Here is a 25,203-nt window from a genome sequence, read left to right as displayed (position 1 = left end):
GGGAGGCCTAATATCCAACGGAATTCTTGGATATTAGGCCGGGGCCGCCTCGCTGTCGAGGGCCCTGGCGCATGGCAAAAAGGAGCCACCTCATGCAGCCAGACACCTTCTCGCATCTCACCTCCTTCGACGAGGCCGGATCGTCCGGATCGTCCGGGTCGGCCGGATCGTCCGATACCCGGCCGGCACGCGCGCTGGCCTTCCTCAATCCGCCAGGCCTCTACGATCCGCGTCCCAACGGCTATTCCCACCTGGCCCTGGTGCCGGCGGGGCGGGCCCTGATCTGCGTGGCGGGGCAGGGCGGCGAGCGCGAGGACGGCACGCTGCCGGCGAGCTTCGCCGGACAGGTACGGCAGGCCTTCGACAACCTCGCCACGGCGCTGCGCGCGGCCGGCGCGGTGCCCGCCGACGTGGCCAAGCTGACGGTGCTGATCGTCGACCACGACGAGACGCGCCTGCGCGTGCTGGCCGAGGAAGTGGCGCGCCTGTGGGGCGAGGCGCCGCCGCCGGCCTGCACGCTGATCCCGGTACCGCGCCTGGCGCTGGATGGGATGCTGTTCGAGGTCGAGGCGCTCGCGGTGGGCGCGGCGGCCGGGCGCTAGCGCTCGCGGTGGGGGGATGGGGGCGATGCCTCGCTCAGGCAGCCTGCCGCGCCGGCTCGCCGAAGTGCGGATGGCGCGCGAACAGCTCGGCGGCCCAGTTGACGAAGATGCGCACCTTGGCCGACAGGTGGCGGTTCTGCGGGTACATCGCCGAGATCGGCAGCGACTCCCCCTGCCAGTCCGTCATCAGTTCCACCAGCCGGCCGCTGCGCACATAGGGCTCGGCCAGCGCGCAGGAGAGGTAGGCGAGGCCCAGCCCCTGCAGCGCGCTGCCGAGATAGACGTCGGAGTCGTTGGTGGCCAGCACCGAGTCCAGCAGCAGTTCGTGGCGCTGCTCGCCGCGCGTCAGGTCCCAGGTGACCTCGCGCCCGGTGCGGTGGGACACGTAGTTGATGCAGCGGTGCGCCTGCAGCTCGGCCATGGTGCGCGGCGTGCCGTGCTGGCGCAGGTAGATCGGCGAGGCATAGATCGCCAGCTTGAGCTGGCCGATGCGGCGCGCCACCATCGACTCGTCGACCAGGGCGCCCACGCGCAGCACCACGTCCACGCCCTCCTGCAGCAGGTCGATGGGTTTGCCGTTGGTGGTCAGCTCCAGCTTGAGGTCCGGATAGGCGGTGAAGAAGGCCGGCAGCTCGGGCAGCAGCACCATCTGGGCCAGGCTGCTGATGGTGTCCACGCGCAGCGTGCCACGCGGATTGTTGTTGTGGTGGGACAGCGATTGCTCGGCCTCGTCGACGTCGGCCAGGATGCGCACGCAGCGTTCGTAATAGGCCGCGCCCTCGGTGGTGACGCTGATGCGGCGCGTGGTGCGGTGCAGCAGCTTGACGCCGAGATGGGTCTCCAGGTTCTGGATCATGCGCGTCAAGGTGGCCTTGGGCAGGTCGAGCGACTCCGCCGCGCGGGCGAAGCTGCCGACATCGACCACACGGGTGAAGGCCTGCATTGAGATGAAGCGATCCATGGTGATTCCCTGGCAGATGAAGCGCGGCGCGAGACCTGTGGGCCCCGCTGGCGCGGCGGTTGGCTCCGGCACGCGCATGTGGCGCGCGCGCCGGAGAGCGCGAGTGGACCACAAATCGGATGACCTTGCACGCGGTGGGGTTGTCGGCTGGCGATTATTCCATCGCAGCAACAGTGCGTTGGTGTGCCTTTGCTTTATCCCACCCTCGTCAATCACCATAATCCGTTGCAACGCAACAAGACAAGGCCGCGCTTTGGCGTCGGCCGCCGGAGCCGCCGATGTCCAGCCCGCTCGATGCCCAGCCCCCCGTCGCCCCGCCCGCCGGACACCCGGAGCGCGTGCAGGTGCTCGACTATGTGCTGACCAGCGGCGCGCGCCGCATCGGCGCCCGGCTGTGCTACCCGGCCGGCTATCCGGCCGCCGGCGCGGCGCCGCTGCCGTGGCTGATCTACCTGCACGCCGGCGGCTTCGTCGATTGCAGCCAGCAGTCCAGCGAGTGCCTGGCGATGGACCTGGCGGCGCGGGTGCCGGCGGTGGTGGTGGTGCCGGCCTATTCGCTGGCGCCGGACCATCCGTTCCCGGCGGCGCCGGAGGATGCGTTCAGCACGGTCGCCTGGGTGCTGGCGCATGCGCGCCGGCTCAAGGTCGACAAGCAGCGCTTCGCCCTGGTGGGCGAGGAGGCCGGCGGCAACCTGGCGATCGCGCTGGCGCAGATGATGCGCGACCGCGGCCTGCCGCAGGCGCGCGGGCAGTGGCTGATCCGGCCGCTGACCGATCCCTGCCTGCAGCACGCATCGTGCGCGGGCGGCGCGGACGGCCCGAGCGTGCCGCTGGAGATGCTGCGGCGTATCGCCGGGCACTACCGCGACTACCTGCCGACAGCGGCGGCCAGCGTGCACCCCTATGCGGCGCCGGCGCATGCGTCGCGCCTGGCGGGGCTGCCGGCCACGCTGATCCAGGTGGCGGAGCAGGACGCCCTGCGCGCCGAGGGCGAGGCCTTCGGCGAGCGCCTGCGCGGTGCCGGCGTGCCGGCACAGACCATGATCATGCCCGGCGCCTGTGGCGACGGGGTGGAAGAGACCCATGAAGACTGTGAAATGTGGGTAGATGAAGGCGCGCGTTTCCTGCGGCAATGCCTGGCAGGAAGCGACGATGCCTCGAAACAGACCGAACGCCGCCCGCCCGGCCGGCGCGCAGCGGGGCCCGCCGGCTGAGCGGCCCCTGGCGCAGGCGCTGAGCGGCCCGAGCCGCAGGCGTAGAGACAGCCCGATCCCTGGTTAGCCGGACCGCCTTGCGCGGCCCGGAGGGCGGCGTTCGGCCTTTTGCTTTTCCGGTTGAAGAAAGCCAGAAACGGAGTGAAGAAATGCAGAACACAACTCGACGTACCCTGATCGCGGTGGCCGTGGTCGCGCTGGTCGGCGCCGGCCTGGCGGCATCGCTGCTGCGTCCGCACGGCGGCGAGGCGCGCGCCGTCACCGCGCCTGCCGCGCCGGCGGTGGACGTGGCCGCCGCCATCGGCAAGACCATCACCGAGTGGGACGAGTTCTCCGGCCGCCTCGAAGCGGTGGACCGCGTGGAGATCCGCCCACGCGTGTCCGGCACCATCGACGCGGTGCACTTCCGCGAGGGGGCGCTGGTGAAGAAGGGCGACCTGCTCTTCACCATCGATCCGCGCCCCTATGCGGCGGAGGTGGCACGCGCCGAGGCGGCGCTGGCCGCGGCCCAGGTGCGTGCCACGCACGCGCAGACCGAGCAGGCGCGCGCCCAGCGCCTGCTGCAGGACAACGCGGTGTCGCGCCGCGAGTTCGACGAGCGCGACAACGGCGCGCGCGAGGCAGCCGCCAATGTGCGCGCGGCCCAGGCCGAGCTGGAAGCGGCGCGGCTGAACCTGGCCTACACGCGCATCACCGCGCCGGTGGCCGGACGGGTCTCGCGCGCCGAGATCACCGTCGGCAACCTGGTGGCGGCGGGCGCCGCGTCGCCGGCGCTGACCACCGTGGTGTCGGTGTCGCCGGTCTATGCCAGCTTCGAGCTCGACGAGCAGAGCTACCTGCGCTACACCGCGCCGGGCGCCGGCGGCAGCCAGCCCAACCTGCCCATCTACCTGGGCCTGGCTGACGAGAACGGCCATCCGCACCAGGGCCGCATCCAGTCGGTCGACAACCGCCTCGATACGCGCAGCGGCACCATCCGCGTGCGGGCGGTGTTCGACAACGACGACGGCCGCCTGCTGCCGGGCCTCTATGCCCGTATCAAGTTCGGCGGCGCCGCGCCCCATGCCGCGGTGCTGGTCAATGACCGCGCCGTCGGTACCGACCAGGGCAAGAAGTTCGTGCTGGTGGTGGGCCGCGACAACAAGCTGATCTACCGCGAAGTGGAACTCGGACCGGCCTACGACGGCCTGCGCGTGATCCGCAAGGGCCTGGCGGCGGGCGAGACCATCGCCGTCAACGGGCTGCAGCGGGTGCGCCCGGGCGACCTGGTGGCGCCCAAGCCGGTCGACATGGCCTTCAAGCGCGAGGTGGAGCCGCGTGCGGAGTCGGCCGACCGCAAGCAGGCCAAGACCGGGGCCGACGATGGCAAGCCGATGAGCTGATGTGGATGCCGGTGGGCATGGTGCCGGCGCGTAACGGCTGAGGGTTGGCTCCCCTCTCCCATTCATGGGAGAGGGGCAGGGGGAGAGGGCGGGCGCTCGCGCCATGCGCAGGCAATCGTTCTGGCGCGGATGCCTGCCCTCTCCCCCAACCCCTCTCCCGCAGGCGGGAAAGGGGAGCAGGCCGGAAGCCCGGCAAACGCCTGCGCCACCGCCACCGCCAAAACCCGTACGCCGTTCCCTCGATATGGCGCCCGCCAGCGGGCCGCCAGGGGCGGCTGTTCGCCGCTCTCACGAGTTGTAGCTGAGATTTAGCCGAGACCAAGATGAATCTCTCGAAATTCTTTATCGACCGCCCGATCTTCGCGGGCGTGTTATCGGTGCTGATCTTCCTGGTCGGCGCCATCTCGATGTTCAAGCTGCCGATCTCGGAATACCCCGAGGTCGTGCCGCCTTCCGTGGTGGTGCGCGCCCAGTATCCGGGCGCCAACCCCAAGGTGATCGCCGAGACGGTGGCCTCGCCGCTGGAAGAGCAGATCAATGGCGTGGAAGACATGCTCTACATGTCTTCGCAGGCCAACAGCGACGGCGTGCTGACGCTGACCGTCACCTTCAAGCTCGGCACCGACCCCGACAAGGCCCAGCAGCTGGTGCAGAACCGGGTGGCGCAGGCCGAGCCGCGCCTGCCCGAGGACGTGCGGCGCCTGGGCGTGACCACCGTCAAGAGCTCGCCGGACCTGACCATGGTGGTGCACCTGGTCTCGCCCAACGACCGCTATGACATGACCTACCTGCGCAACTACGCGGTGATCAACGTCAAGGACCGGCTGGCGCGCATCCAGGGCGTGGGCCAGGTCCAGCTGTTCGGCTCGGGCGACTACGCCATGCGCGTGTGGCTGAACCCGGAGAAGATGGCCGAGCGCCAGCTCGCCGCCTCCGACGTGGTCAAGGCCATCCGCGAGCAGAACGTGCAGGTGGCGGCCGGCGTGATCGGCTCGTCGCCGGCCTTGCCCGGTGCCGACCTGCAGCTCTCGGTCAACGCGCAGGGGCGCCTGTCCACCGTCGAGGAGTTCGGCGACATCGTGGTGCGCACTTCGGCCGATGGCGGCGTGACCTACCTGAAGGACATCGCCCGTATCGAGCTGGGCGCATCCGAGTACGCGCTGCGCTCGCTGCTGGACAACAAGCCCGCGGTGGCCATCCCCATCTTCCAGGCGCCGGGCTCCAACGCCATCCAGATCTCGGATGACGTGCGCAAGACCATGGAAGAGCTGAAGCAGAACTTCCCCGACGGGGTCGACTACAGCATCGTCTACGATCCGACGCAGTTCGTGCGCCACTCGATCGAGGCGGTCACGCATACGCTGTTCGAGGCCATCCTGCTGGTGGTGCTGGTGGTGATCCTGTTCCTGCAGACCTGGCGCGCGTCGATCATCCCGCTGCTGGCGGTGCCGGTCTCCATCGTCGGTACCTTCGGGCTGATGCATGCCTTCGGCTTCTCGATCAACGCGCTGTCGCTGTTCGGCCTGGTGCTGGCCATCGGCATCGTGGTGGACGACGCCATCGTGGTGGTGGAGAACGTCGAGCGCAACATCGAGGAGGGGCTGTCACCCAAGGAGGCCACCTACAAGGCCATGCGCGAGGTGAGCGGTCCCATCATCGCCATCGCGCTGACGCTGATCGCGGTGTTCGTGCCGCTGGCCTTCATGACCGGCCTGACCGGCCAGTTCTACAAGCAGTTCGCGCTGACCATCTCGATCTCGACGATCATCTCCGCGTTCAACTCGCTGACCTTGTCGCCGGCGCTGTCCGCGCTGCTGCTGCGCGGCCATGACGCGCCCAAGGACTGGCTGACGCGCGGCATGGAGCGCGTGCTGGGCGGCTTCTTCGCGCGCTTCAACCGCTTCTTCGGTGCCAGCGCGCAGCGCTACGGCAGCGGCGTCAAGGGCGTGATCTCGCGCAAGGGTGCGGTGTTCGGCGTCTACGCGGTGATGCTGGCGCTGACCTGGGGTGTGTTCCAGATGGTGCCCAAGGGCTTCGTGCCGGCGCAGGACAAGCAGTACCTGGTGGGCTTCGCCAAGCTGCCCGACGGCGCCACGCTGGACCGCACCGAGGACGTGATCCGCCGCATGTCGGAGATCGCGCTCAAGCACCCGGGCGTGGAATCGGCGGTGGCCTTCCCGGGCCTGTCGATCAACGGCTTCACCAACAGCCCCAGCGCCGGCATCGTGTTCGCCACGCTCAAGCCTTTCGAGCAGCGCAAGGGCAAGGACCTGTCGGGCGATGCCATCGCGCAGCAGCTCAACGCCAAGTACGCGGCCATCCAGGACGCTTTCATCGCAGTGTTCCCGCCGCCGCCCGTGCAGGGCCTGGGCACCATCGGCGGCTTCAAGCTGATGATCGAGGACCGTGCCGCGCTCGGCTACGACGCGCTGTTCGACGCCACCAATGCCTTCATCGGCAAGGCGCGCGCCACGCCCGAGCTGACCGGTGTGTTCAGCAACTACCAGGTCAACGTGCCGCAGCTCGATGTCAAGCTCGACCGCGTCAAGGCCAAGCAGCTCGGCGTGCCCGTCACCGACGTGTTCGACACGCTGCAGACCTACCTGGGCTCGGCCTATGTGAACGACTTCAACAAGTTCGGCCGCACCTACCAGGTCAAGGTGCAGGCGGATGCGCCGTACCGCGCCCACGCCGAGGACATCCTGCAGCTGAAGACGCGCAACGCCGCCGGCGAGATGGTGCCGCTGTCGTCGCTGGTGCAGGTCAGGCAGGGCTTCGGCCCGGACAGCGTGGTGCGCTACAACGGCTTCACTGCCGCCGACGTCAACGCCGGCCCGGCCCCGGGCTTTTCTTCGGGCCAGGCGCAGGCCGCGGCCGAGCGCATCGCCGCCGAGACGCTGCCCAAGGGCATGAAGTTCGAATGGACCGAGCTGACCTACCAGGACATCCTGGCCGGCAACGCGGGCGTGTGGATCTTCCCGCTGTGCGTGCTGCTGGTGTTCCTGGTGCTGGCCGCCCAGTACGAGAGCCTGACACTGCCGCTGGCGGTGATCCTGATCGTGCCGATGAGCCTGCTCGCGGCCATGACCGGCGTATGGCTGACGCGCGGCGACAACAACATCTTCACGCAGATCGGCTTCATCGTGCTGGTGGGCTTGTCGGCCAAGAACGCCATCCTGATCGTGGAGTTCGCGCGCGAACTGGAACACCAGGGCCGCAGCATCGTGGCCGCCGCCATCGAGGCCAGCCGGCTGCGCCTGCGCCCGATCCTGATGACCTCGTTCGCCTTCATCATGGGCGTGGTGCCGCTGGTGATCTCCACCGGCGCCGGCGCCGAGATGCGGCATGCGATGGGCGTGGCGGTGTTCGCCGGCATGCTGGGCGTGACCTTCTTCGGCCTGTTCCTGACGCCGGTGTTCTACGTGGCGCTGCGGCTGTGGGCCACGCGCGGCGAGCGGCGCCGGGCGGCGCAGCAGGCGCCCGCCGCGCTGGCCCCAGCGGCATCGGCCGAGTGAGGGAGATGACATGACAACACGGATAACTGCCATGCAGAACTGGATGCCCCGCCTGGCCACGCTGGCCGCCGCGCTGGTGCTGGCCGGCTGCTCGCTGGCCCCGGCCTACCGGGTGCCCGAGAGCGCTGCCGCACCGGCCTTCAAGGAGGCCGAGGGCGCACGCGCCGAGGGCGCGCAATGGAAGACCGCCACGCCGGCCGAAGGCGCCGAGCGCGGCCAATGGTGGCGGGTCTTCTCCGATGCGGAACTGGACCGGCTGATCACCGCCGCCACCAGCGCCAACCAGGACCTGGCCGCCGCGGCGGCGCGCCTGAAGCAGGCGCGCGCGCTGACCGGCGTGGCCGAGGCCGACCTCTACCCGCAGCTCAGCGTGGGCCTGGACCCGACCCGGGCGCAGACCTCGGCCGCCGCCAACGGCCTGCCCGACGGCACCAAGGTGCCGGCGCAGACCCTGCTGCGCGCGCGCGCCTTCGCCAGCTACGAGCTCGACCTGTTCGGCCGCGTGGCCAGCAATACCCAGGCCGCGCGCGCCGAGGGCGAAGCCGCCGAAGACCTGTTCCGCTCGGTGCAGCTCGCGTTGCAGGCCGACGTGGCACAGGCCTACTTCGCGCTGCGCACGCTCGACAGCGAGCGCGAATTGCTGCAGGCCACGGTGACCTTGCGCGAAGACGCGCTCAAGCTGCTCAAGCGCCGCTTCGACGCGGGCGAAACCACCGACCTGGACCCGGCGCGCGCCGAGGCCGAACTGGGCACGGCACGGGCCGACCTGGCCGCCATCGAACGGCGCCGCGCCACCCAGGAGCACGCGCTGGCGGTGCTGACCGGGCTGCCGCCGTCGGCTTTCGCGATGCCGTCGCGGCCCTTCGACGCCCAGCCTGTGGCGATCCCGGCCGGCCTGCCGTCGGACCTGCTGGAGCGCCGCCCGGACATCGCCCAGGCGGAACGCCTGATGGCCGCCGCCAATGCGCGCATCGGCGTGGCCAAGGCCGCGTTTTTCCCGCGCATCACGCTGACGGGCCTGTTCGGCTTCGAGTCGGGCGATCTGTCCAACCTGTTCCGCTGGTCGTCCGCGGTATGGGGGATCGGTCCGCTGGTCGGCTCCACCATCGCCGCGCCCATCTTCGACGGCGGCCGCAACCGCGCCAACCTGGCGGCCGCGCGCGCCCAGCACGAAGAGAGCGTGGCGCGCTACCGGCAGACCGTGCTGGTGGCCTTCCGCGAAGTCGAGGACAGCCTGGCCGACACCCGCTGGCTGAGCCAGCAGGCGCAGGCACTGGACAGCGCGCTGGCCGGCGCGCGCCGCGCGCAGCGCATCTCGCGCAGCCGCTACGACGCGGGCGCGGTCGACTACCTGACCGTGATCGACGCCGACCGCACCGTGCTGCAGGCCCAGCGCGAAGCCAACCAGGTAGCCGGCCTGCGCGCCGCCGCCACGGTATCGCTGGTGCGCGCGCTCGGCGGCGGCTGGGGTGCGCCGAACGGGCAGGCCGAGACGCCAACACCATCGGCCAGGCATGATGTCGTGGCTCCCTCTGCGCGCACGGGGAGCGGGTTGGGAGGAGGGGTGGATCAGCAAGGCGCCGTGTAAAAGCGAAGCCGCCGGTGTGCTCCAGCAAGCGAGCCCCCCGCCGCAAGCCCTCGGTGCGATACCCGCGCATCCAGCCCACCGGCACCAACACCACCGCCTACACTGAACACATCGCGCCCCACCGCGGGGCGCCAGCCCCGGAGGCGCCGACCATGCCCCTGCGCAAGGCCTGGGTGCTCGGCGTGGCCGTGCTGTGCGCGGCCGCTGCCGCCTGCCTGCTGCCGCTGCCCTGGGACCTGACCACCCAGGTCCACAACGAGGTCGTGATCGCGCGTTCGGCGCAGCACGTGTTCGACTATGTCACCACGCCCGCCCACTGGCCCGACTGGCATCCATCGTCGCTGGCCGTGTCCGGGGCCACCGGCCATCCGCTGCAGCCGGGCGAGCAGGTGAGCGAAACCTTCCGGGTGGCAGGGCGCAGCGGCGTCGTGGTGTGGACCGTGACGGCGCGCCAGCGCCCGGCTTTCTGGGCCATCGCCGGCACCATCGAAGGCCGTCCGGCCGGCACCGTGGCCTACACGCTGCGGGAAGAGGGCGACCAGACGCGCTTCTCGCGCGACTTCCGCTACCGTTCGCCCACGCTCGGTTTCGCCATTCTCAATCAGCTGGTGCTGCGCCGCCGCGTCGAGGCCGAGTCGGCCGAGGCGGTGGTGCGGCTGAAGGCGCGGCTGGAGGGGATGGGAGGCTAGCGCGCCTTGGCCCGCGTCTTCTTGCGCACCACCGCGCCCGCGGGCGCCTCCGCCGCTGGCGCGGCGTCGACCCGCTGCATCTGTTCGAGCAGCGTCAGGGCGTCGACATAGGAGAGGAACTGGTGCAGGTATTCCGGCGACAATTCCTGCATCAGCGTCAGCGAGCGGTGGATCAGGTAGTGGGAATTGAGCGGGCCGGCATGCTCGGGCACCTGCTGCAGCGATTGCTGCACGCGCTGGTTGGCGCTGACGCGGGTCCAGGTGTCGCGGAAGTAGTCGATCAGTTCCGGCTCGGCCGGGACTGGCGGCCGGGCCGGCGTGGCGATCCGTGCGCTTGCGGTCGCGGGGGGCTCTGCCGTGCTTCTGGCCCGGGCGCGGCCGGCGAGCTGGTCGGCCAGTGCCGCCAGCGCACCGCGTGCGGGCAGGCGCGGTGCGGCCGGCGGTGCCGCCGCAGCGGTGCCGGGCGTGGAGGATGGGATGGAATCGGTCGATGCCGCCGCCTTGGTACCCGCCGCTTCGAGCGCGAGGCGATAGGCAGAGAGCCGGGCCGCCAGCTTGTCGTCGAGCACGCGCCGCGCTGCGCCCTGGTGGGGCGCGGCACGGCGCGCCAGGGCCTGCATCAGGCGGAAGCGTACCGGGTCGAGGCGGTCAGCGCCGCATGCCTGCCAGGCTTCGAGTTGTTGCATGGCATCCGGCGGCGCATCGTTGCCCGCCGGGGTCGGTGCCTGGGCCGGCGCATCGTGCGGGGCGGTGGCTGACGGGCCGGCCGGCGCCGCGTGCGCCGCACCCTGTGCGGGCTCCGCCATGCCACGGTCCATGATGCCGTCAGCCACGAGGTTTCGCCGCGCCGGTGGAGCCGCGCGGGATCGGCGCGATCTCGACGCGGCGGTTCTTCGCGCGGCCTTCGGCGTCGGCGTTCGAGGTGACCGGCTGCTCGGCGCCGAAGGCGGCCGAGAAGACCGAGGCGGGCGGGACGCCGGCCTCGATCAGCGCGCGCGTCACCGTCAGCGCGCGCTGGGCCGACAGCTCCCAGTTGTCGGCGAAGCGGCGGTTGCTTTCCTTGACCTGCTGGTCGTCGGTGAAGCCGCTCACCATCAGGATCTCGTCACGCGCGCTGAGGTAGGCCGACAGCGGCCCCGCCAGGCTCTTCAGCAGGTCGCGGCCTTCGGGCTGGAGCTGGTCGGAGTTGAGGGCGAACAGCACGCTGCCGCTGATGCCGATGCGGCCGTTGACCAGGGTCACGCGGCCGGCTGCCAGCGGCACCGCCAGCGCCTTCTCGAGCGACTCGCGGCGCTGCATTTCCTCCTGGCGGTGCCGGACCTCGTCTTCCAGCCGTGCCGTCAGTTCGAGCTGCATGCCGATGGCGCCCAGCAGGACCAGCACGAAGGCGCCCAGCAGCACGGACATCAGGTCGCCGAAGACGGCCCAGATCGGGGCGGCCGGTTCCACGCCGGCGTCGATGTCCTCCCTCATGCCGCCTCGGCGCCGTTGGCCGCCTGCGTGGCGGCGAGCTGCTGCAGGTCGTCGAGGATCTGCTTCTGCGACATCACGCTCAGGTCGACCACTTCGCGCGCCTGCGCCACGTAGTAGGCGAGCTGCTCGTCACTGCGTGCCATCGACTTGTCCAGGGCGGCCTCGATGCGCTGGAGCTGGGCGCCCAGCTTGTCGCTGGATTCGCTGAACAGCTGCACGGCCACGCCGAAAGCTTCGCCCAGGCTGGCGACTTCCACCGCGCTGCCGGTGACCTGGGCCGCCATGGCTTCCAGCCGGCTGCCTTCGGACTCGACCTGGCCGGCGAAGCGCGCGCCGGCCTGTTCCAGCAGCGAGGACGCCCCGGCGACCAGGCTTTCCACCGCCGCGCGTTGTTCCGTGGAGGCCTGGCCGACCGCCTGCAGCAGGGTTTCCAGCGTAGACAGCATGCTGGCGCGCTCTTCGAGCATGGCCTGGTCGCGTGCCATGCTGTCGGACAGTTTCTGGCGCAGCTCGCCGAGGGTCTCGGCGGCGGCACGCGGGGCTTCGGCAGCGGCCTGCATCAAGCGCGCGACCTCGGCGACCGAGCTGTCATGGTGGGCCTGGGCCTGGGCGGCGATGCCGCGTGCCGTGTCGGCCAACGTGTCGCAGATGGCCTGCTGGCGCGCGGCGGCCTGGGTGCCGGTCTGCTCCCATTCCTGGCGCAGGGCCTGGGCGATGGCATCCAGCGAGCCGGTCCAGTTGGCCAGCCGCTGCTCGTCGCGGGAGGCCAGTTCGGCCTGCATGGCCAGCGCGGCCTTGGGAGCCTCGGCGGCAGCCAGGACCAGGCGGTCGATCTCGGCAATGGTCTTGCTGTTGTAGGCCTCGGCCTGCGAGGAGATGTCGCGGGCGCTCTGGGCGAGCGCATCGCAGATGGCCTGCTGGCGCGCGGCGGCCTGGGTGCCGGTCTGCTCCCATTCCTGGCGCAGGGCCTGGGCCATGGTGGCGAGGGAGTCCGTCCAGGTGGCGAGGCGCTGCTCGTCGCGCGCGGCCAGTTCGGCCTGCATGGCGAGCGCGGCCTTGGGCGCTTCGGCGGCGGCCAGGACCAGGCGGTCGATCTCGGCCACGGTCTTGCTGTTGTAGGCCTCGGCCTGCGAGGAGATGTCGCGGGCGCTCTGGGCCAGGGCGTCGCAGATGGCCTGCTGGCGCGCGGCCGCCTGGGTGCCGGTCTGTTCCCATTCCTGGCGCAGGGCCTGGGCCATGGTCGCCAGGGAGTCCGTCCAGGTGGCGAGGCGCTGCTCGTCGCGCGCGGCCAGTTCGGCCTGCATGGCCAGCGCGGCCTTGGGGGCTTCGGCGGCGGCCAGGACCAGGCGGTCGATCTCGGCCACGGTCTTGCTGTTGTAGGCCTCGGCCTGCGAGGAGATGTCGCGGGCGCTCTGGGCCAGGGCGTCGCAGATGGCCTGTTGGCGCGCGGCCGCCTGGGTGCCGGTCTGCTCCCATTCCTGGCGCAGGGCCTGGGCCATGGTCGCCAGGGACTCGGTCCAGGTGGCGAGGCGCTGCTCGTCGCGCGCGGCCAGTTCGGCCTGCATGGCCAGCGCGGCCTTGGGAGCCTCGGCGGCGGCCAGGACCAGGCGGTCGATCTCGGCGACGGTCTTGCTGTTGTAGGCCTCCGCTTGCGAGGAGATGTCGCGGGCGCTCTGGGCGAGCGCATCGCAGATGGCCTGCTGGCGGGCGGCGGCCTGGGTGCCGGTCTGCTCCCACTCCTGGCGCAGGGCCTGGGCCATGGTCGCCAGGGACTCGGTCCAGGTGGCGAGGCGCTGCTCGTCGCGCGCGGCCAGTTCGGCCTGCATGGCGAGCGCGGCCTTGGGCGCTTCGGCGGCGGCCAGGACCAGACGGTCGATCTCGGCCACGGTCTTGCTGTTGTAGGCCTCGGCCTGCGAGGAAATGTCGCGGGCGCTCTGGGCCAGGGCGTCGCAGATGGCCTGTTGGCGCGCGGCCGCCTGGGTGCCGGTCTGTTCCCATTCCTGGCGCAGGGCTTGGGCCATGGTGGCGAGGGAGTCCGTCCAGGTGGCGAGGCGCTGCTCGTCGCGCGCGGCCAGTTCGGCCTGCATGGCCAGCGCGGCCTTGGGGGCTTCGGCGGCGGCCAGGACCAGACGGTCGATCTCGGCGACGGTCTTGCTGTTGTAGGCCTCGGCCTGCGAGGAAATGTCGCGGGCGCTCTGGGCCAGGGCGTCGCAGATGGCCTGCTGGCGCGCGGCGGCCTGGGTGCCGGTCTGCTCCCATTGCTGGCGCAGACCGTCGGCGACCGTGCCGAGGGCGCTGGTCCAGGCATCGAGCCGTTGCGCGTCCTGGCTGGCGAGCTGTGCCTGCAGTTCGGCGTGCGAGCGGTCGACCGTGCGCAGCAGCGCTTCGGCCTGCCCGGCAAAGGCCGCGGCCGTCCCGGCCAGGGCCTCGCGGTGGTCGGCGGCCAGCGCCTCGCTGTGGCCGCGCTGGCTGGTCAGGGCCTGTTCCCAGGCCTGCGCGGCCTTGTCCGCGGCCAGGTCCAGGCGCGCCGAGACCTGCTCGACCAGTCCGGCCGAGCGTTGCGCGAAGGTGGCGGCGAAGCCGTCGAGCGAGCTGCGCAGCGCTTCGGCCTGGGCCGTGCCGGCGCGCTGGTGTTCGGTGAGCGCCTGCTGCCAGAGGCCGGCCACCGCGCCGGTGGTGGTGGCGAAGCGCTCCGACAGGCCGTCCAGCTGCTGCTGCACGGCGTGCGTCACGGTGTCGCGCCAGGTCTCGGCTTCGCGGGCCAGGCCTGCCATGGTGGTTTCGACGGCCGGCTGGATCGCCGCGCCGGCGGCCTGGGCGCTGTGGGCGACGCTGTCCTTGAGCGATTGCTCGACCGAGGCGGCCAGTTGCTTGTAGGTGGACTCCGTGCGGTCGTGGAAGGCCGCCTGGCTGGCGGCCAGGCGCTCGCCCAGTTCCTGGTTCTGCTGCGCGACGGCACGCATCATCGCTTGCAGTCCTTCCACCAGGCCCGGCATCGCCTCGGCCTGGCGCTCCAGCAACTGCAGCGATGCCTCGCGCTGGTGCTGTTGGGAGTAAGCGCGCAGGGTGGTGGTGGCGCGGGCGTCGAGCGCCTGCGCGGCTTCGATGCGTTCGCGGCGGAACAGCGCGGACAGCAGTCCCAGCATGGCGGAGGTGGCCACGCCGGCGACCGAGGTGCCGAAGGCGAAGCCCAGGCCCTTGACCGGCGCGGCCAGCGAGGCGCGGATGGCCTGCAGGTCGGTCGCGCTGTCGAGCGCCATGCCGGTGCCGCGCAGCGTGGCGACCATGCCGAGGAAGGTGCCCAGCATGCCCAGCAGCACCAGCAGGCCGACCAGGTAAGGGGTCAGCGCGGGGCCGGGCAGGGCGGCACGCTCACCCTCGACGCGCAGGCGCACGGCATGGCGCAGGCTCGGATGCAGGCGCTGCAGCCAGTCGCCGAGGTTGGCCGGGGCCGTGTCCAGCCCGGCCACGGCCTGCGCCAGCGAATCGGTGGCCTGGCGGTAGCGCCGCAGCTCGACGGCACCGGTCACGTAGCAGGCGGCGATCAGCAGGGTGACGGCCAGGGCCGGCAGGTTGCTGGCCGCGTAGCCGGCGCCGACCCAGCCCAACACGGCCAGGCCTGCCAAGAAGACGATCGAGGGAATGAGGGTTCGGGTCATGATGTCCTGGTTAGCTGGCGCGCAGCGCGGCCAGCAGTCCGTCGATGGGCTGGAAGCGGATTTCCAGTTCGGCGAGCAGCACGCTCTGCATATCGCGGCGGAACGCGCTCTGCCACGCGCCCGCCGCCACGGGAGCGGGCCGGCCTTCGGCGAGCGCGGCGGCCAGCCGGACTTCCTCGCCCTGGCGCAGCCGCGTGAAGTGTGTCTCGAGCATCCCCGGCACGGCGGCGAGCAGGCTGCGCTCGTGTGCGCTCATCACGCGCTCCATGACGGCGTCGACCATGGCCAGCTTGGCCATGCCCGGCGCGCCGGCCGCGAGGGCGGTGCGCAGGCGGCCGCGCAGGCCGGCGATGCCGGTCTCCATGGTCTGCTGCAACGTGAGATAGCGCTGGCGGTAGACCGCATAGGCCACCGTGCCGCCGGGTTCCGGCAGCGCCGTGCGGGCGGGCGCGCGGCGCCGGGCGGCGAGCGCGCCGTCCTCCCGCACGGCTTCGGCCAGCGCCGTGCGCACGCGCGCACATTCCGCCGCCTCGGCATCGCACTGCGCAGACGGCGCGCGCGCGCCGGCCGCCGTTTCGGCCGCAGGGGCTTTCAGGGCCGTGGACAAGGCAATGGCTTCGGTCCAGCCCAGCCACTGGCTGAGCTGGTCCGAGAGCGACCGCTTCGATTCGGGAGCTGCGGCGTCGGTCAGGCGGGCCAGCACGCGTATGAGCGTGGGGCCGCTGAGACCGGTGCGCCGGGGCATTTGCGACATACCGCCGGAATGAAAAATCGCACAGTTTACACGCACGGCGCCGGGCGGCCAAAGCGCGGGCGCGCAGCCGCGCGGGAAAGTGCGCGCGGCGGTGGTTGGGCCGGCGCCAAGTGGCGGGCAGGCGCCATGGCGCGCCGCGGGCGGCGGCCGGCTCCGGCACCGCCCGCGGCGCGTGCCGGGCTTGCAGGACGCTGCGCGCCGCCCTAGGGTGAATCAGTGCCGCCGCATGCCGGCGGCGCACCGCCCGGGAGCCGCCATGCCGCGCCGATCGCGCCTCGCTGTCCTGATACTGGGCCCGCTGCTGGTGGCTTCGCTTCCTGCCCAGACGAGGCTTGCCATGCCGCTTACCCTCACATCTCCCGCGTTTCATGCCGGTGCCGTCCTGCCGCAGCGCTTCAGCTGCGACGGGGCCGGCGTATCGCCACCGCTGGACTGGTCCGGTGTGCCCGCCGGCACGCGCAGCCTGGCACTGATCATCGAGGACCCGGACGCGCCCGACCCGGCCGCGCCGCGCATGACCTGGGTGCATTGGATCCTGTACGACCTGCCGCCCGACACCGCAGGGCTGCCCGAAGCAGTGTCCGCCGCCGGGCTGCCGCCCGGCACGCGCCAGGGCAGCAACGGCTGGCAGCGCACCGGCTACGGCGCGGCCTGCCCGCCGGTGGGCAGGCATCGCTACTTCCATCGCCTGTACGCCTTGGACGTGGTGCTGCCGGACCTCGGCACGCCCGACCGCAGCGCGCTGGAACGCGCCATGCAGGGCCATGTGCTGGCCGAGGCGGAGCTGGTCGGCACCTACAAGGCGCAGAAGCATTGATTGAATGGAGCGCGGAGGCGGGGCGAGCCTCCCCTGGCTGTCAGGTGCCCGCCAATTCGGGATGCAGCCGCATCGCGGGCCACCTGGCTCATGCCACGGGCGCGGGCCACGTCGCCAAGCGCACGCGCGATGAAAGCGGCATCGTTGCCCGCCTCTTTTCCACGAGCGCCACGCCGAAGCGGTCTGCCAGGCCGTCATCACGCCGGCGGAGGTGAACCATGGCCAAGTCCACCGCCAAGCCGATGAACTGCCCCCGTGAGTTCGCGCGCAGCGCCAGCGTGCACCAACTGGCCGGCGTAGCGCCCGACGCGCGCGCGAACGGCACGCCGCTTCCCTGCGCCAATGATCTGATCGATCTGCTGAACACGACGCAGGCGATCGCCTACGGCATCGAGGCCGTCACGCGTGCCCTGATCAACGACGAGGCCGCGAATGATGCGGGCGAACCGGCGATGCTGGATAAGACGACCACCGACGCGCTGCAAGGTCTCGTGGCCGCCGCAGCGCGCACGCTGGCGGAGCAGGCAGCCCGCATCTCCGATGCGATCCAGGAGGCCGCGGCGCGCCAACAATGTATCGAAGCAGGGCAGTAAGCCCAGCCGCAGTCGTCTCAGTTCCACTCGTGGATGCCCGTCTCCGTTCCTTCTCGCTAGGTGTTTGCCGTCGTCCTATTCTCCCTCCAGACGAATTGGAGTTCAGTGGACTAGAGGCAGCGGGAGTATGCTCAACAGTCGCGTGGGCGAAATTCGGCGCCGCGCGGAAGACCCTCAACTCGCGTAGCCCGCAACTCCATCCCACATGAGTTTTGCCGCTGTGAGGACGAGCAAGCCATAGCATGCCCGATAAAGCTGCTGCTGATCGAGTCTGTCATGCAGGCGCCACCCGAGCCAGACGCCTGTCGGCACAGCGAGCAGGCTAATGCCCATCAGCATCCACACCGGGCCTGTGGGGCGCGCCAGCGCGAGCCAGGGTACCGCCTTGACAAGGTTGCCGACGATAAAGAACATGCTTGTTGTTCCCGCATAGACATACTTACTCAGGCCGAGCGGCAGCAGATACATCGCTAGCGGGGGACCACCCGAGTGCGCGACCATCGTGGTGATGCCCGAGGTAAAACCTGCGGCGACAGCTTTGGGCGACGATCTCGGGCGCACCGTCACCTCGCCGCCGCGCAGCAGCCACAACCCCACGAAGGCCAGCGTCACCGCCGCCATCACGATCGAGATCGCGCGGTGATCGAGGAAGCGGAACAGCAGGTAGCCAACGCCGATGCCCGCCACCAGCCCAGGTACCAGCAGGCGCAAATCCGGCTTCGACCAAGTAGACGGCTTCCAGTAGCGCAATCCGGCGATGTCCATAGCGATAAACAATGGGGCGAGCAAGCCGCCCGCCGTGACGGGATCCATCACCAGCGAGAGGATCGGGATGCCCACGATGGCGAAGCCGCCACCGAACGCCCCCTTCATGAAGCAGATGAGAAACACCCCTAGAGTGGTGACAAGGGTGGTGATGGCGTTCAGTTCCATGATGTGTTTTCCCACACGTGCGGACGTTGTTGGGCGGAGCGTAGCGCTGATAATCAATACATCCAAAAAATTGTCATGCAAACATTGCCCGATGCCTAAGCTTCGCTACAAGGAGATAGTCGACCGGCTGGCAGCCGATATCCGCGAGGGACGCCTGCGGCCCGGCACTCAGTTGCCCACCCATCGCAAGCTGGCCGCGCGCGAAGGACTTGCACTGGTCACAGCTACACGCGTCTACGCCGAGCTGGAGTCGATGGGGTTGGTGAGCGGCGAGGTAGGCCGCGGGACGTTTGTGAAGGAAGCGCTCCCGCGCGGCCACGGCGTGGATCTACCCGCTTGGAGTGCTCCGACCATCGACCTTAGTTTCAATAGTCCATCGGTACCGGGTCAGACGGAACTGCTGAGGGCGGCATTGCGCCAGCTCGCGAGTGTGGGCGATGTTGAAGCGCTCCTGCGCTATCAACCGCACGGCGGCCGTGCCCATGAGCGGAGAATCATGGCGGAGCACCTAAGCAGTCGCGGCATCTCGGCTTCGATGGAAAACACTGTACTCGTCAGTGGCGCGCAGCACGGTCTGAGCGTGACGAGTATGGCGTTGCTCGAGCCCGGCGATGTCGTCGCGGCAGACGCGCTGACCTATCCAGGTTTCAAGCTCGCGGCCGAGACCTGCCGCATCGAATTAGTGGCCGTTCCCGCGGCTGGCCGGGGTACCGATCTCGATGCCCTGGCGCAGTTGTGCAAACGTCGTAGAGTACGAGCGTTCTACACCATGCCCACGCTGCATAACCCGCTTGGATGGGTCATTGCCGCGCAGAGAAGACGTGAGTTGGTTGCGATCGCCAGAAAACATGGGCTGATGCTCATCGAGGATGGCGCATACGCATTCCTCGAGGATAGTTCGCCGCCGCCTCTTGCCGCGCTTGCACCTGAGCTCACTGTTTATGTGTCAGGCCTCTCCAAGAGCGTTGCCGCGGGACTGCGGGTAGGAATGATTCACGCGCCGCTGCAGTGGATTCCCTCTCTGGAACGCACGATCCGCGCAACGACCTGGCAAACTCCCGCCATGATGACGGCAATTGCTTGCGGCTGGATCGAGGACGGCACCGTAGCCCGGCTGGAAGCAGAGAAGCGCGTTGATGCTTGTCGACGGCAAGCCCTGGTCACGGAGATCCTTGGACATTTAAAACCTCTGCGTCATCCAGCCTCATACTTCGCGTGGCTACCCATGCCCGAAGAGGTGCGTGCCGACGCGCTTTGCAAAGCATTGATACGCGAGCAGGTCTTGGTTTCCCCTGCACATCCCTACTCGACTTCAAAGCATGTACCACACGCCATACGCCTCGCGCTGGCTTCGGTGTCGCGGGAAGCGCTGCGGCAGTCGCTGCAGACGGTCGCAAAGACCGTTGCGGCGTTGTCTTACTGAAAATTCGATATCTGCTCTATGACCAGCCGGCAGCCGCTGGCGGTCGGGGAGCCGCCGCTTGCTGCGGCTTGTCCAACGGCCGGGACGGGTCGGCCAGAGACGGTCGCCGTTTCACGGCTGGTATCCGACCGCGACCAACCAACTGCGGCGTTCGCCGGCGAGCGTGGGCTGACAGTCAAGCGTCAGTTCGCGACAAACGGCAGACGTCGGCCGCTGTCTATCGCCCGCGTCAGTTCCCTGGTTTTAGAAGCTCAGTACTGTTCCGCACGAATGAGCGAGGAGTCTAGCCTTGTGTTGCCTGGCCCACTAAAACAACGTCGGGGAACCCTTATGCTTGAAGAGCCCATTGAGGGCCTCAAGCAAGCAAGGAAGATGATCATGCGCATGCTTCTCAACATACGAATTCCCCACGAGCCATTTAATGCTTTTGTGCGCGAAGGCACCATCGGAGAAGTGATGGCGAGAATACTAGAAGAAACAAAGCCGGAAGCCGCCTATTTCACCGAGCAAAACGGAGCACGCGGAGCCATCCTGGTCGTCAACCTCGATGAGCCGTCGCTGATTCCTGCACTCGTAGAGCCGTGGTTTCTAATGTTCAACGCTGACTGCGAGTTTCGCGTTGTGATGGCTCCGGAAGACCTGAAGAAAGCCGGGTTGGAAAATCTCGGATCGAAGTGGAAATAGCTGTTCAGCGCATTGAGGAAGGCGGCTGTGGCGATACCAGGCGTATTCGGGGTGGCTTGCGTGTTCATTGTGATTCTCCTTCCTTTTGCCTGAGTGGCTTGCGACATGAGGTCGTGCAACCGGTGGAAAGGAGAATACGGATCTATGCGGATCCGACCATATTCGTGAACTTATTCGCGAACTTATTCGCGAAATGGAATTGTTTGAGATTCATCATTTCATAAATGCAATGATGAACGCCGGCTGATCCACTGCGCCGCTGCATCATTTGGGCCATCGCCATGTTGGCTCGGAAAGGTGTTCGGCAAAGTAATCCGACAGCACCGCGACTTTCGCGGGCCGCGCGCGCGCCGAGGGCGTGACGAAGTAAAGACCGCCTTTCGTCAGCGACCAGTCGGTGAGAATCGCCTCAAGACGGCCGTCGGCCAGATATTCGCCCGCGATGAACTCGGGCAGTTCCGCGATCGCAACGCCCTCGAGCAGCGTGGGCAACAGTGCATCGGAATTTGTCACGCGCAGCGGGCCGGTCGGCATCACCGGTTCCTCGTCGCCCGCGTCGTTCGTGAAGCGCCACACATCGCTACGCGCGCGATATGCGTACGAGAGACATGGCCGGTCTATCAGTTCGCGCGGATGCGTGGGCCGTCCTTCACGCCGTAGATATTCCGGCGACGCCACCACGAATTGCGTCACCGCGCACAGCCGCCGCGCCACCAGCGACGAATCCGGCAACGCAGCAATGCGCAGCGCGGCGTCAAAGCCATCGGCAACCAGGTCGACCGACGCATCGGATAGATGGAGGTCGATCGACACCTCCGGATACCTGCGAAAGAAGCCCGGCAGGAGCGGCGCGACCCAGCGCAGCCCGAACGACATCGGCACGGCGACGCGCACCAGGCCGCGCGGCTGCACCGACATCTCGCGCGCGGCGCTTTCCGCCTCCTCTGCCTGGCGATAGATCTCGCCGGCCTTCTCGCAGATCGTCCGGCCAAACTCGGTGAGCGACAGTTGGCGCGACGTGCGGTTGAAAAGCCGCGCGCCCAGCCGGTCTTCCAGACGGGCCACAGCGCGCGAGACCGTCGCCACCGACACGCCCATCGCGCGCGCCGCAGCCGCGAACGATCCCTCCTCGGCGACCTTCGCGAACATCGCGAGTCCTTCGAAATCAGGCAGCTTCGCCATTTTTCCTCATCTTTTCATTTTTGCAACGTTGGATTGCAATCAATTCTATTTCGAAAAGATCGGGCCGTCGATATTCTCCTCACATCGCAGCACGCAACACCCCAACACCCCAACACCAACGCAAACACTGGCCTGAACGAAAGGAGCAATACCATGGCACGCAAACTCGACAACAAGATCGCACTCGTCACCGGCGCAAGCAGCGGCATCGGCCTCGCCACCGCCCAGCGCTTTGCAGCCGAAGGGGCACACGTCTATCTCACGGGCCGCCGTCAGGCCGAACTCGATGCCGCAGTGAAAAGCATCCACGAAGCCGGCGGCAAAGCCACCGGCGTGCGTGTCGATTCCACGAAGCTGGGCGAACTCGACGCGCTGTATGCGCAAATCAAGGAAGAACAGGGCCGTCTGGATGTACTGTTCGCGAACGCCGGCGGCGGCTCGATGCTGTCGTTCGGCAGCATCACCGAAGAACATTTCGATGACACCTTCAATCGCAACGTGAAGGGCGTGCTGTTCACGGTGCAAAAAGCGCTACCGTTGCTCGCCAAGGGGGCATCGGTGATTCTCACAGGATCGACGGCCGGCAGCGCGGGCACGGCGGCATTCAGCGTGTACTCGGCTTCGAAGGCTGCGGTACGCGCTTTCGCGCGTAATTGGATCCTGGATCTCAAGGACCGCCAGATCCGCGTGAACACGATCAGCCCGGGTGCGACCCGCACGCCCGGCCTGCTCGATCTTGCCGGTGACGATGCTGCCCAGCGCCAGGGGCTTGCCGATTATCTGGCGGCCCAGATCCCGATGGGGCGCCTCGGCGATCCCGGCGAGATCGCAAGCGCGGCGTTGTTCCTGGCCTCGGACGATGCGAGCTTCGTCAACGGCATCGAATTGTTTGTCGACGGCGGCCAGCAGCAGATCTGAGCGTGGCCAGGGTGCGTGGGGTGCGGTGGACGCGGTATTTGACCATCGTAATCCGCACCCAGCGTACTCGAACCGAGCTCCGTCATGACTGAACATCGGCCTTTTCTTGCACTTGCCACAGTCCGGCGCGGCTGTGTCGACACGCGCCAGCATTTCAGCGTGGGCGGATCCGGGCGCGCCGACCAGGGACAACTCGGTCCGCTCCACGGGTGGAACGACGTTGAATTCGCGCCGCACTCGGACCTCGGCCTGCAGGCTCACCGCGACGTCGAGATCGTCACGTGGGTGCGTTCGGGCGCAATCACGCACGAAGACGACGCGGGCAATCGCACGCGTCTGGTCGCTAATTCCATCCATGTGATGAGTGCCGGAGCGGCGCTCCATCGCGCCGAGCGCAACGAGGAGAATCTACCCGCACGGCAGTTCCAGATCTGGCTGCGCCCGCGCACACCGGCCAGTACGCCGCGCTGCTCGACGCGAGCCTGTTCGCTCGGATGTCGCGAGGGCCGATTCGTTACGCTGGCGAGCGGGGACCCGGAGGATGTCCGCGCCGGCGCCTTGCCCATTCACGCCGACGCGCGCGTGCGTATCGCGACGCTGCGTGAAGGCACGGCGATGCAGTACGTTTTGCCGATGCCTGGTTCTGCTTATTTGGTCGCAGATCATGGGCGACTGGACGTAGGGCCGATCAGGCTGACGCGACGCGATGGCATTGCCATTCGGGGTGAAACGTGGCTCATGTTGAGAGCGCAAGACGACACAGATGTCGTGATTGTGGAACTCTTACGCTAGAGAAAACGCGTCAGCGAGAGTTTAGGTGGCAGTTTAGGTGGCTGTTTTGAGATGAACTGTAGACGTTGGTACGGGCTTTGCCGATGGCAGAGATGGGTCGGAAGGCACCAGTCGGCTCCCCTCAAGGTGACCTTCCACAGCACCATCCCTTGCCGGTTAGCCGGCGGGTACTGTATATTTATACAGTTATCGTCGCACCCTGCAAAAGCTGGCTCCTGAAGCCAAGCCCGCGCGGCGCGTGCGCTTTCTCTCCCTCACCTCGAAAGGCCATCATGTTCGTGGATCGCACCGAAATCATCAACGCTGCCAAGGCACTGCGCGCCAGCCAGGAAGAATCCAGGTACAGCAAGCTCGTCGCGCTCGCGAACAAGCAGCTCAAGGCAATGCAGACGGCAATCCAGAAGGGCAAGGAAGAATTCGAGACCAGGCTGGTACTCGATATCGACGAAGACAACCCCCAGGCAGCGCTGGAGCCGCGCGCGCAGCGGCTGGCCTCTGACCTACGGGCCCAGGGCTACACGGCAACGGTGACCACGTTTGCCGAGGCCAGCACCGACCGCAAGAACTGGACGCCGAATATCACGGTTGTCATCGGTCTGGGCGACATGGTTTCGGAAGTCGACCACGCGATCGCGCAAAGCACCGCGACCGACGCGACGGAAGTCGCGCTGGCTGGCGAAGCTGCCAGTGAAATGGCCTGACAGCAGGCGGGCAACCCGAGATCAGGCACGGCATCACGGAGCTTCGCGCACGCTCGCGTGCGTGATGGCAGTACCTGCAAGGGAATCCGCACGCAATCTACCGGTGGCGCCTGATGCAGGGAACCATGGCGTATCAGGACGCAATGCCTGCGTTCTGATCGAAGGGGGCTGTCACCGCGCATGGCGGATCTCACTGGGAAGATCACGCTCGCGCCGTGAGTCCGTGCGCGGCTATGCTCTTTGCCTTACCGTCGGGCCATTGCAGCATCCTGTGTGCGGGGTGCGTGGCAGTGGCACCTAGAGGGTTTGCCATCGATTCGACCTGATTTGTAAAACGGCTGCATAAGAATGAAAATATTAGTCATCGCTTCGCTAGGAATTTCATCGCTGATTCAGGCATCGCTATCCTTCGCGGAAAATGTCAATGGGAAAAGTCTCTATATGCAGAGATGTGCTGTGTGTCACGGCGCGGATCTCAAAGGGACAGGGCCATTGGCAAATAAGAGCAATCCCCCTACGCCTGATCTGACAACATCCGCTTTCAGGAAACGGCTGGTCGATTATCCTGGCGTGATCGTATCATCGGTAATCCTCCGTCCAAATGGAGACTTGATCCCCAGGACTTTGAAGGAGAATGGTGTAAAGCTGCCGCCCCACGCTTGGAGCGTCAAGGACCTGCGCGATTTAAATCAATACATGAGTGGTGTGATCTCAAAAAACCGATGATTCCGGGATGAGAGGCAGGGCGCGATTCCACGAGCCATTTCAGGGTTGGCGGCAGCGCCGACTGCGAGGAGCGCATCAAGGAGCCTGATTCCATGCCCGCCCAGCGGCCGCCACCAGCACCGTCCGCCCCGTCCTGGCTCAATAGGCGGACGGCCTGTTCTCCGTCCGCCATGTTTCACCCTGCGGCGTGCCGGGTACCGGCGGGCGAATGCCCTGGATGGTCCACAGGCTGAAGGGTGTCTCGTCGACGTGCATTTCCCAGCGCAAGCCTCTTTCCGCGATGTACGGTGCCAGTTGCTTTGCAACGGCGGCGAGGAATCTCTGTTTCGTCTCGTCGTCGTTGATCTGGCGTGCGATGTGATCGACGGCAATGCGCACGAAGTCATTGGCTGGCTTGCCCCCGATATAGAACGCGGACTTCGGCACGGCCTCGAACACCACGCCGGCATAGAAGGAGGGCAGGTCGCGATAGACCAGGCGCGGATGATCTGGTGAGATGGCGGTTGGAAAAAGGCATACGGGACGCCGCGCCGTGACGGTGTACCTTATGCCGATATCGGCATCCGGTGCAGAATGCCGAAACCGGGGTGATGCCGC

At 68.1% G+C, this 25,203-nt stretch carries 22 protein-coding genes and 1 pseudogene; 14 read left to right on the top strand and 9 right to left on the bottom strand.

All coding sequences use genetic code 11. The features are described from left to right. Positions 1–92 precede the first annotated feature (92 nt). Positions 93–602 (top strand): RidA family protein, encoded by a 510-nt coding sequence (locus BKK80_RS28960; protein WP_084545802.1) that lies wholly within the window; start codon positions 93–95, stop codon positions 600–602. Between the two features lie 34 nt (positions 603–636). Here the strand turns inward: BKK80_RS28960 and BKK80_RS28955 are convergent, their stop codons facing one another. After that, complete coding sequence (locus BKK80_RS28955) at positions 637–1,563, bottom strand: LysR family transcriptional regulator (RefSeq protein ID WP_071019399.1); 927 nt, start codon at positions 1,561–1,563, stop codon at positions 637–639. A gap of 278 nt (positions 1,564–1,841) precedes the next feature. On the opposite strand from BKK80_RS28955, the gene BKK80_RS28950 reads away from it, so the two are divergent. The 5 genes from BKK80_RS28950 to BKK80_RS28930 all read left to right on the top strand — a co-directional run bounded on the left by BKK80_RS28950 (position 1,842) and on the right by BKK80_RS28930 (position 9,951). Beyond that, entirely contained in the window at positions 1,842–2,777 is a 936-nt protein-coding gene (locus BKK80_RS28950) for an alpha/beta hydrolase (protein ID WP_071019400.1), read from the top strand. A 149-nt stretch (positions 2,778–2,926) separates the two neighbouring features. Continuing rightward, positions 2,927–4,159, top strand: coding sequence for an efflux RND transporter periplasmic adaptor subunit (locus tag BKK80_RS28945; RefSeq protein ID WP_071072298.1), 1,233 nt, complete (start codon positions 2,927–2,929; stop codon positions 4,157–4,159). A 323-nt stretch (positions 4,160–4,482) separates the two neighbouring features. Continuing rightward, entirely contained in the window at positions 4,483–7,674 is a 3,192-nt protein-coding gene (locus tag BKK80_RS28940; RefSeq protein WP_071019405.1) for an efflux RND transporter permease subunit, read from the top strand. A gap of 31 nt (positions 7,675–7,705) precedes the next feature. Then, positions 7,706–9,262, top strand: coding sequence for an efflux transporter outer membrane subunit (locus tag BKK80_RS28935; protein WP_236903821.1), 1,557 nt, complete (start codon positions 7,706–7,708; stop codon positions 9,260–9,262). A 152-nt stretch (positions 9,263–9,414) separates the two neighbouring features. Continuing rightward, a complete protein-coding gene (locus tag BKK80_RS28930; RefSeq protein ID WP_071019408.1) occupies positions 9,415–9,951 on the top strand; it encodes an SRPBCC family protein in 537 nt (178 codons plus the stop codon). On the opposite strand, the gene BKK80_RS28925 is transcribed toward BKK80_RS28930, so the two are convergent. The 4 genes from BKK80_RS28925 to BKK80_RS28910 form a co-directional block, all read right to left on the bottom strand. Further along, positions 9,948–10,637 (bottom strand): DUF2894 domain-containing protein, encoded by a 690-nt coding sequence (locus BKK80_RS28925; protein WP_071022436.1) that lies wholly within the window; start codon positions 10,635–10,637, stop codon positions 9,948–9,950. The two genes, BKK80_RS28930 and BKK80_RS28925, sit on opposite strands and share 4 nt — an antisense overlap. Before the next feature lie 139 nt (positions 10,638–10,776). After that, positions 10,777–11,424 carry an OmpA family protein gene (locus BKK80_RS28920; protein WP_071019411.1) on the bottom strand — a complete coding sequence of 216 codons (648 nt, stop codon included), beginning with the start codon at positions 11,422–11,424 and terminating at the stop codon, positions 10,777–10,779. After that, positions 11,421–15,083 carry a DUF802 domain-containing protein gene (locus BKK80_RS28915; protein WP_071072296.1) on the bottom strand — a complete coding sequence of 1,221 codons (3,663 nt, stop codon included), beginning with the start codon at positions 15,081–15,083 and terminating at the stop codon, positions 11,421–11,423. Before BKK80_RS28915 ends, BKK80_RS28920 begins: the two co-directional genes overlap by 4 nt. A gap of 10 nt (positions 15,084–15,093) precedes the next feature. Next, positions 15,094–15,837: a DUF3348 domain-containing protein gene (locus BKK80_RS28910; protein ID WP_071040124.1), complete on the bottom strand. Its 744-nt coding sequence runs from the start codon at positions 15,835–15,837 to the stop codon at positions 15,094–15,096. A gap of 337 nt (positions 15,838–16,174) precedes the next feature. Here BKK80_RS28910 and BKK80_RS28905 point away from each other — a divergent pair, with 337 nt between their 5' ends. After that, positions 16,175–16,654, top strand: a complete 480-nt coding sequence (locus tag BKK80_RS28905) for a YbhB/YbcL family Raf kinase inhibitor-like protein (protein ID WP_071040568.1) — start codon at positions 16,175–16,177, stop codon at positions 16,652–16,654. A 50-nt stretch (positions 16,655–16,704) separates the two neighbouring features. On the opposite strand, the pseudogene BKK80_RS38040 reads toward BKK80_RS28905, so the two are convergent. After that, a pseudogene (locus BKK80_RS38040) lies at positions 16,705–16,812 on the bottom strand (addiction module antidote protein); the annotation flags it as partial. Positions 16,813–16,872: 60 nt separating this feature from the next. Here BKK80_RS38040 and BKK80_RS28900 point away from each other — a divergent pair. Beyond that, complete coding sequence (locus BKK80_RS28900; RefSeq protein WP_071072294.1) at positions 16,873–17,247, top strand: hypothetical protein; 375 nt, start codon at positions 16,873–16,875, stop codon at positions 17,245–17,247. A 174-nt stretch (positions 17,248–17,421) separates the two neighbouring features. Here the strand turns inward: BKK80_RS28900 and BKK80_RS28895 are convergent, their stop codons facing one another. Then, positions 17,422–18,180 carry a sulfite exporter TauE/SafE family protein gene (locus BKK80_RS28895; RefSeq protein WP_071072292.1) on the bottom strand — a complete coding sequence of 253 codons (759 nt, stop codon included), beginning with the start codon at positions 18,178–18,180 and terminating at the stop codon, positions 17,422–17,424. Between the two features lie 91 nt (positions 18,181–18,271). Between BKK80_RS28895 and BKK80_RS28890 the strand changes: the two genes are divergently transcribed. Beyond that, complete coding sequence (locus BKK80_RS28890; protein ID WP_071072290.1) at positions 18,272–19,603, top strand: aminotransferase-like domain-containing protein; 1,332 nt, start codon at positions 18,272–18,274, stop codon at positions 19,601–19,603. A 378-nt stretch (positions 19,604–19,981) separates the two neighbouring features. After that, positions 19,982–20,287 carry a panthothenate synthetase gene (locus BKK80_RS28885; RefSeq protein ID WP_071022444.1) on the top strand — a complete coding sequence of 102 codons (306 nt, stop codon included), beginning with the start codon at positions 19,982–19,984 and terminating at the stop codon, positions 20,285–20,287. Between the two features lie 264 nt (positions 20,288–20,551). Here the strand turns inward: BKK80_RS28885 and BKK80_RS28880 are convergent, their stop codons facing one another. Further along, entirely contained in the window at positions 20,552–21,469 is a 918-nt protein-coding gene (locus BKK80_RS28880; protein ID WP_071019426.1) for a LysR family transcriptional regulator, read from the bottom strand. A 153-nt stretch (positions 21,470–21,622) separates the two neighbouring features. Between BKK80_RS28880 and BKK80_RS28875 the strand changes: the two genes are divergently transcribed. The 4 genes from BKK80_RS28875 (at position 21,623) to BKK80_RS35920 (ending at position 24,606) form a co-directional block, all read left to right on the top strand. Beyond that, the gene (locus tag BKK80_RS28875; protein ID WP_071019427.1) at positions 21,623–22,387 is read left to right on the top strand and encodes an SDR family NAD(P)-dependent oxidoreductase; all 765 of its coding nucleotides are present in this window, start codon (positions 21,623–21,625) and stop codon (positions 22,385–22,387) included. Between the two features lie 84 nt (positions 22,388–22,471). Beyond that, positions 22,472–23,179, top strand: a complete 708-nt coding sequence (locus BKK80_RS28870) for a pirin family protein (RefSeq protein ID WP_071072288.1) — start codon at positions 22,472–22,474, stop codon at positions 23,177–23,179. A gap of 272 nt (positions 23,180–23,451) precedes the next feature. Beyond that, positions 23,452–23,880, top strand: a complete 429-nt coding sequence (locus tag BKK80_RS28865; protein WP_071072286.1) for a hypothetical protein — start codon at positions 23,452–23,454, stop codon at positions 23,878–23,880. Positions 23,881–24,228: 348 nt separating this feature from the next. Continuing rightward, the gene (locus BKK80_RS35920; protein ID WP_197523988.1) at positions 24,229–24,606 is read left to right on the top strand and encodes a cytochrome c; all 378 of its coding nucleotides are present in this window, start codon (positions 24,229–24,231) and stop codon (positions 24,604–24,606) included. Between the two features lie 138 nt (positions 24,607–24,744). On the opposite strand, the gene BKK80_RS28860 is transcribed toward BKK80_RS35920, so the two are convergent. After that, the gene (locus BKK80_RS28860; RefSeq protein WP_236903818.1) at positions 24,745–25,047 is read right to left on the bottom strand and encodes a tautomerase family protein; all 303 of its coding nucleotides are present in this window, start codon (positions 25,045–25,047) and stop codon (positions 24,745–24,747) included. Between the last annotated feature and the right edge of the window lie 156 nt (positions 25,048–25,203).

The organism is Cupriavidus malaysiensis (genome assembly GCF_001854325.1).
In the GTDB taxonomy this organism is placed as follows: domain Bacteria; phylum Pseudomonadota; class Gammaproteobacteria; order Burkholderiales; family Burkholderiaceae; genus Cupriavidus; species Cupriavidus malaysiensis.
Note: the sequence above shows the minus strand (reverse complement) of the source record. Positions and strands in the feature narration are given on the sequence as shown.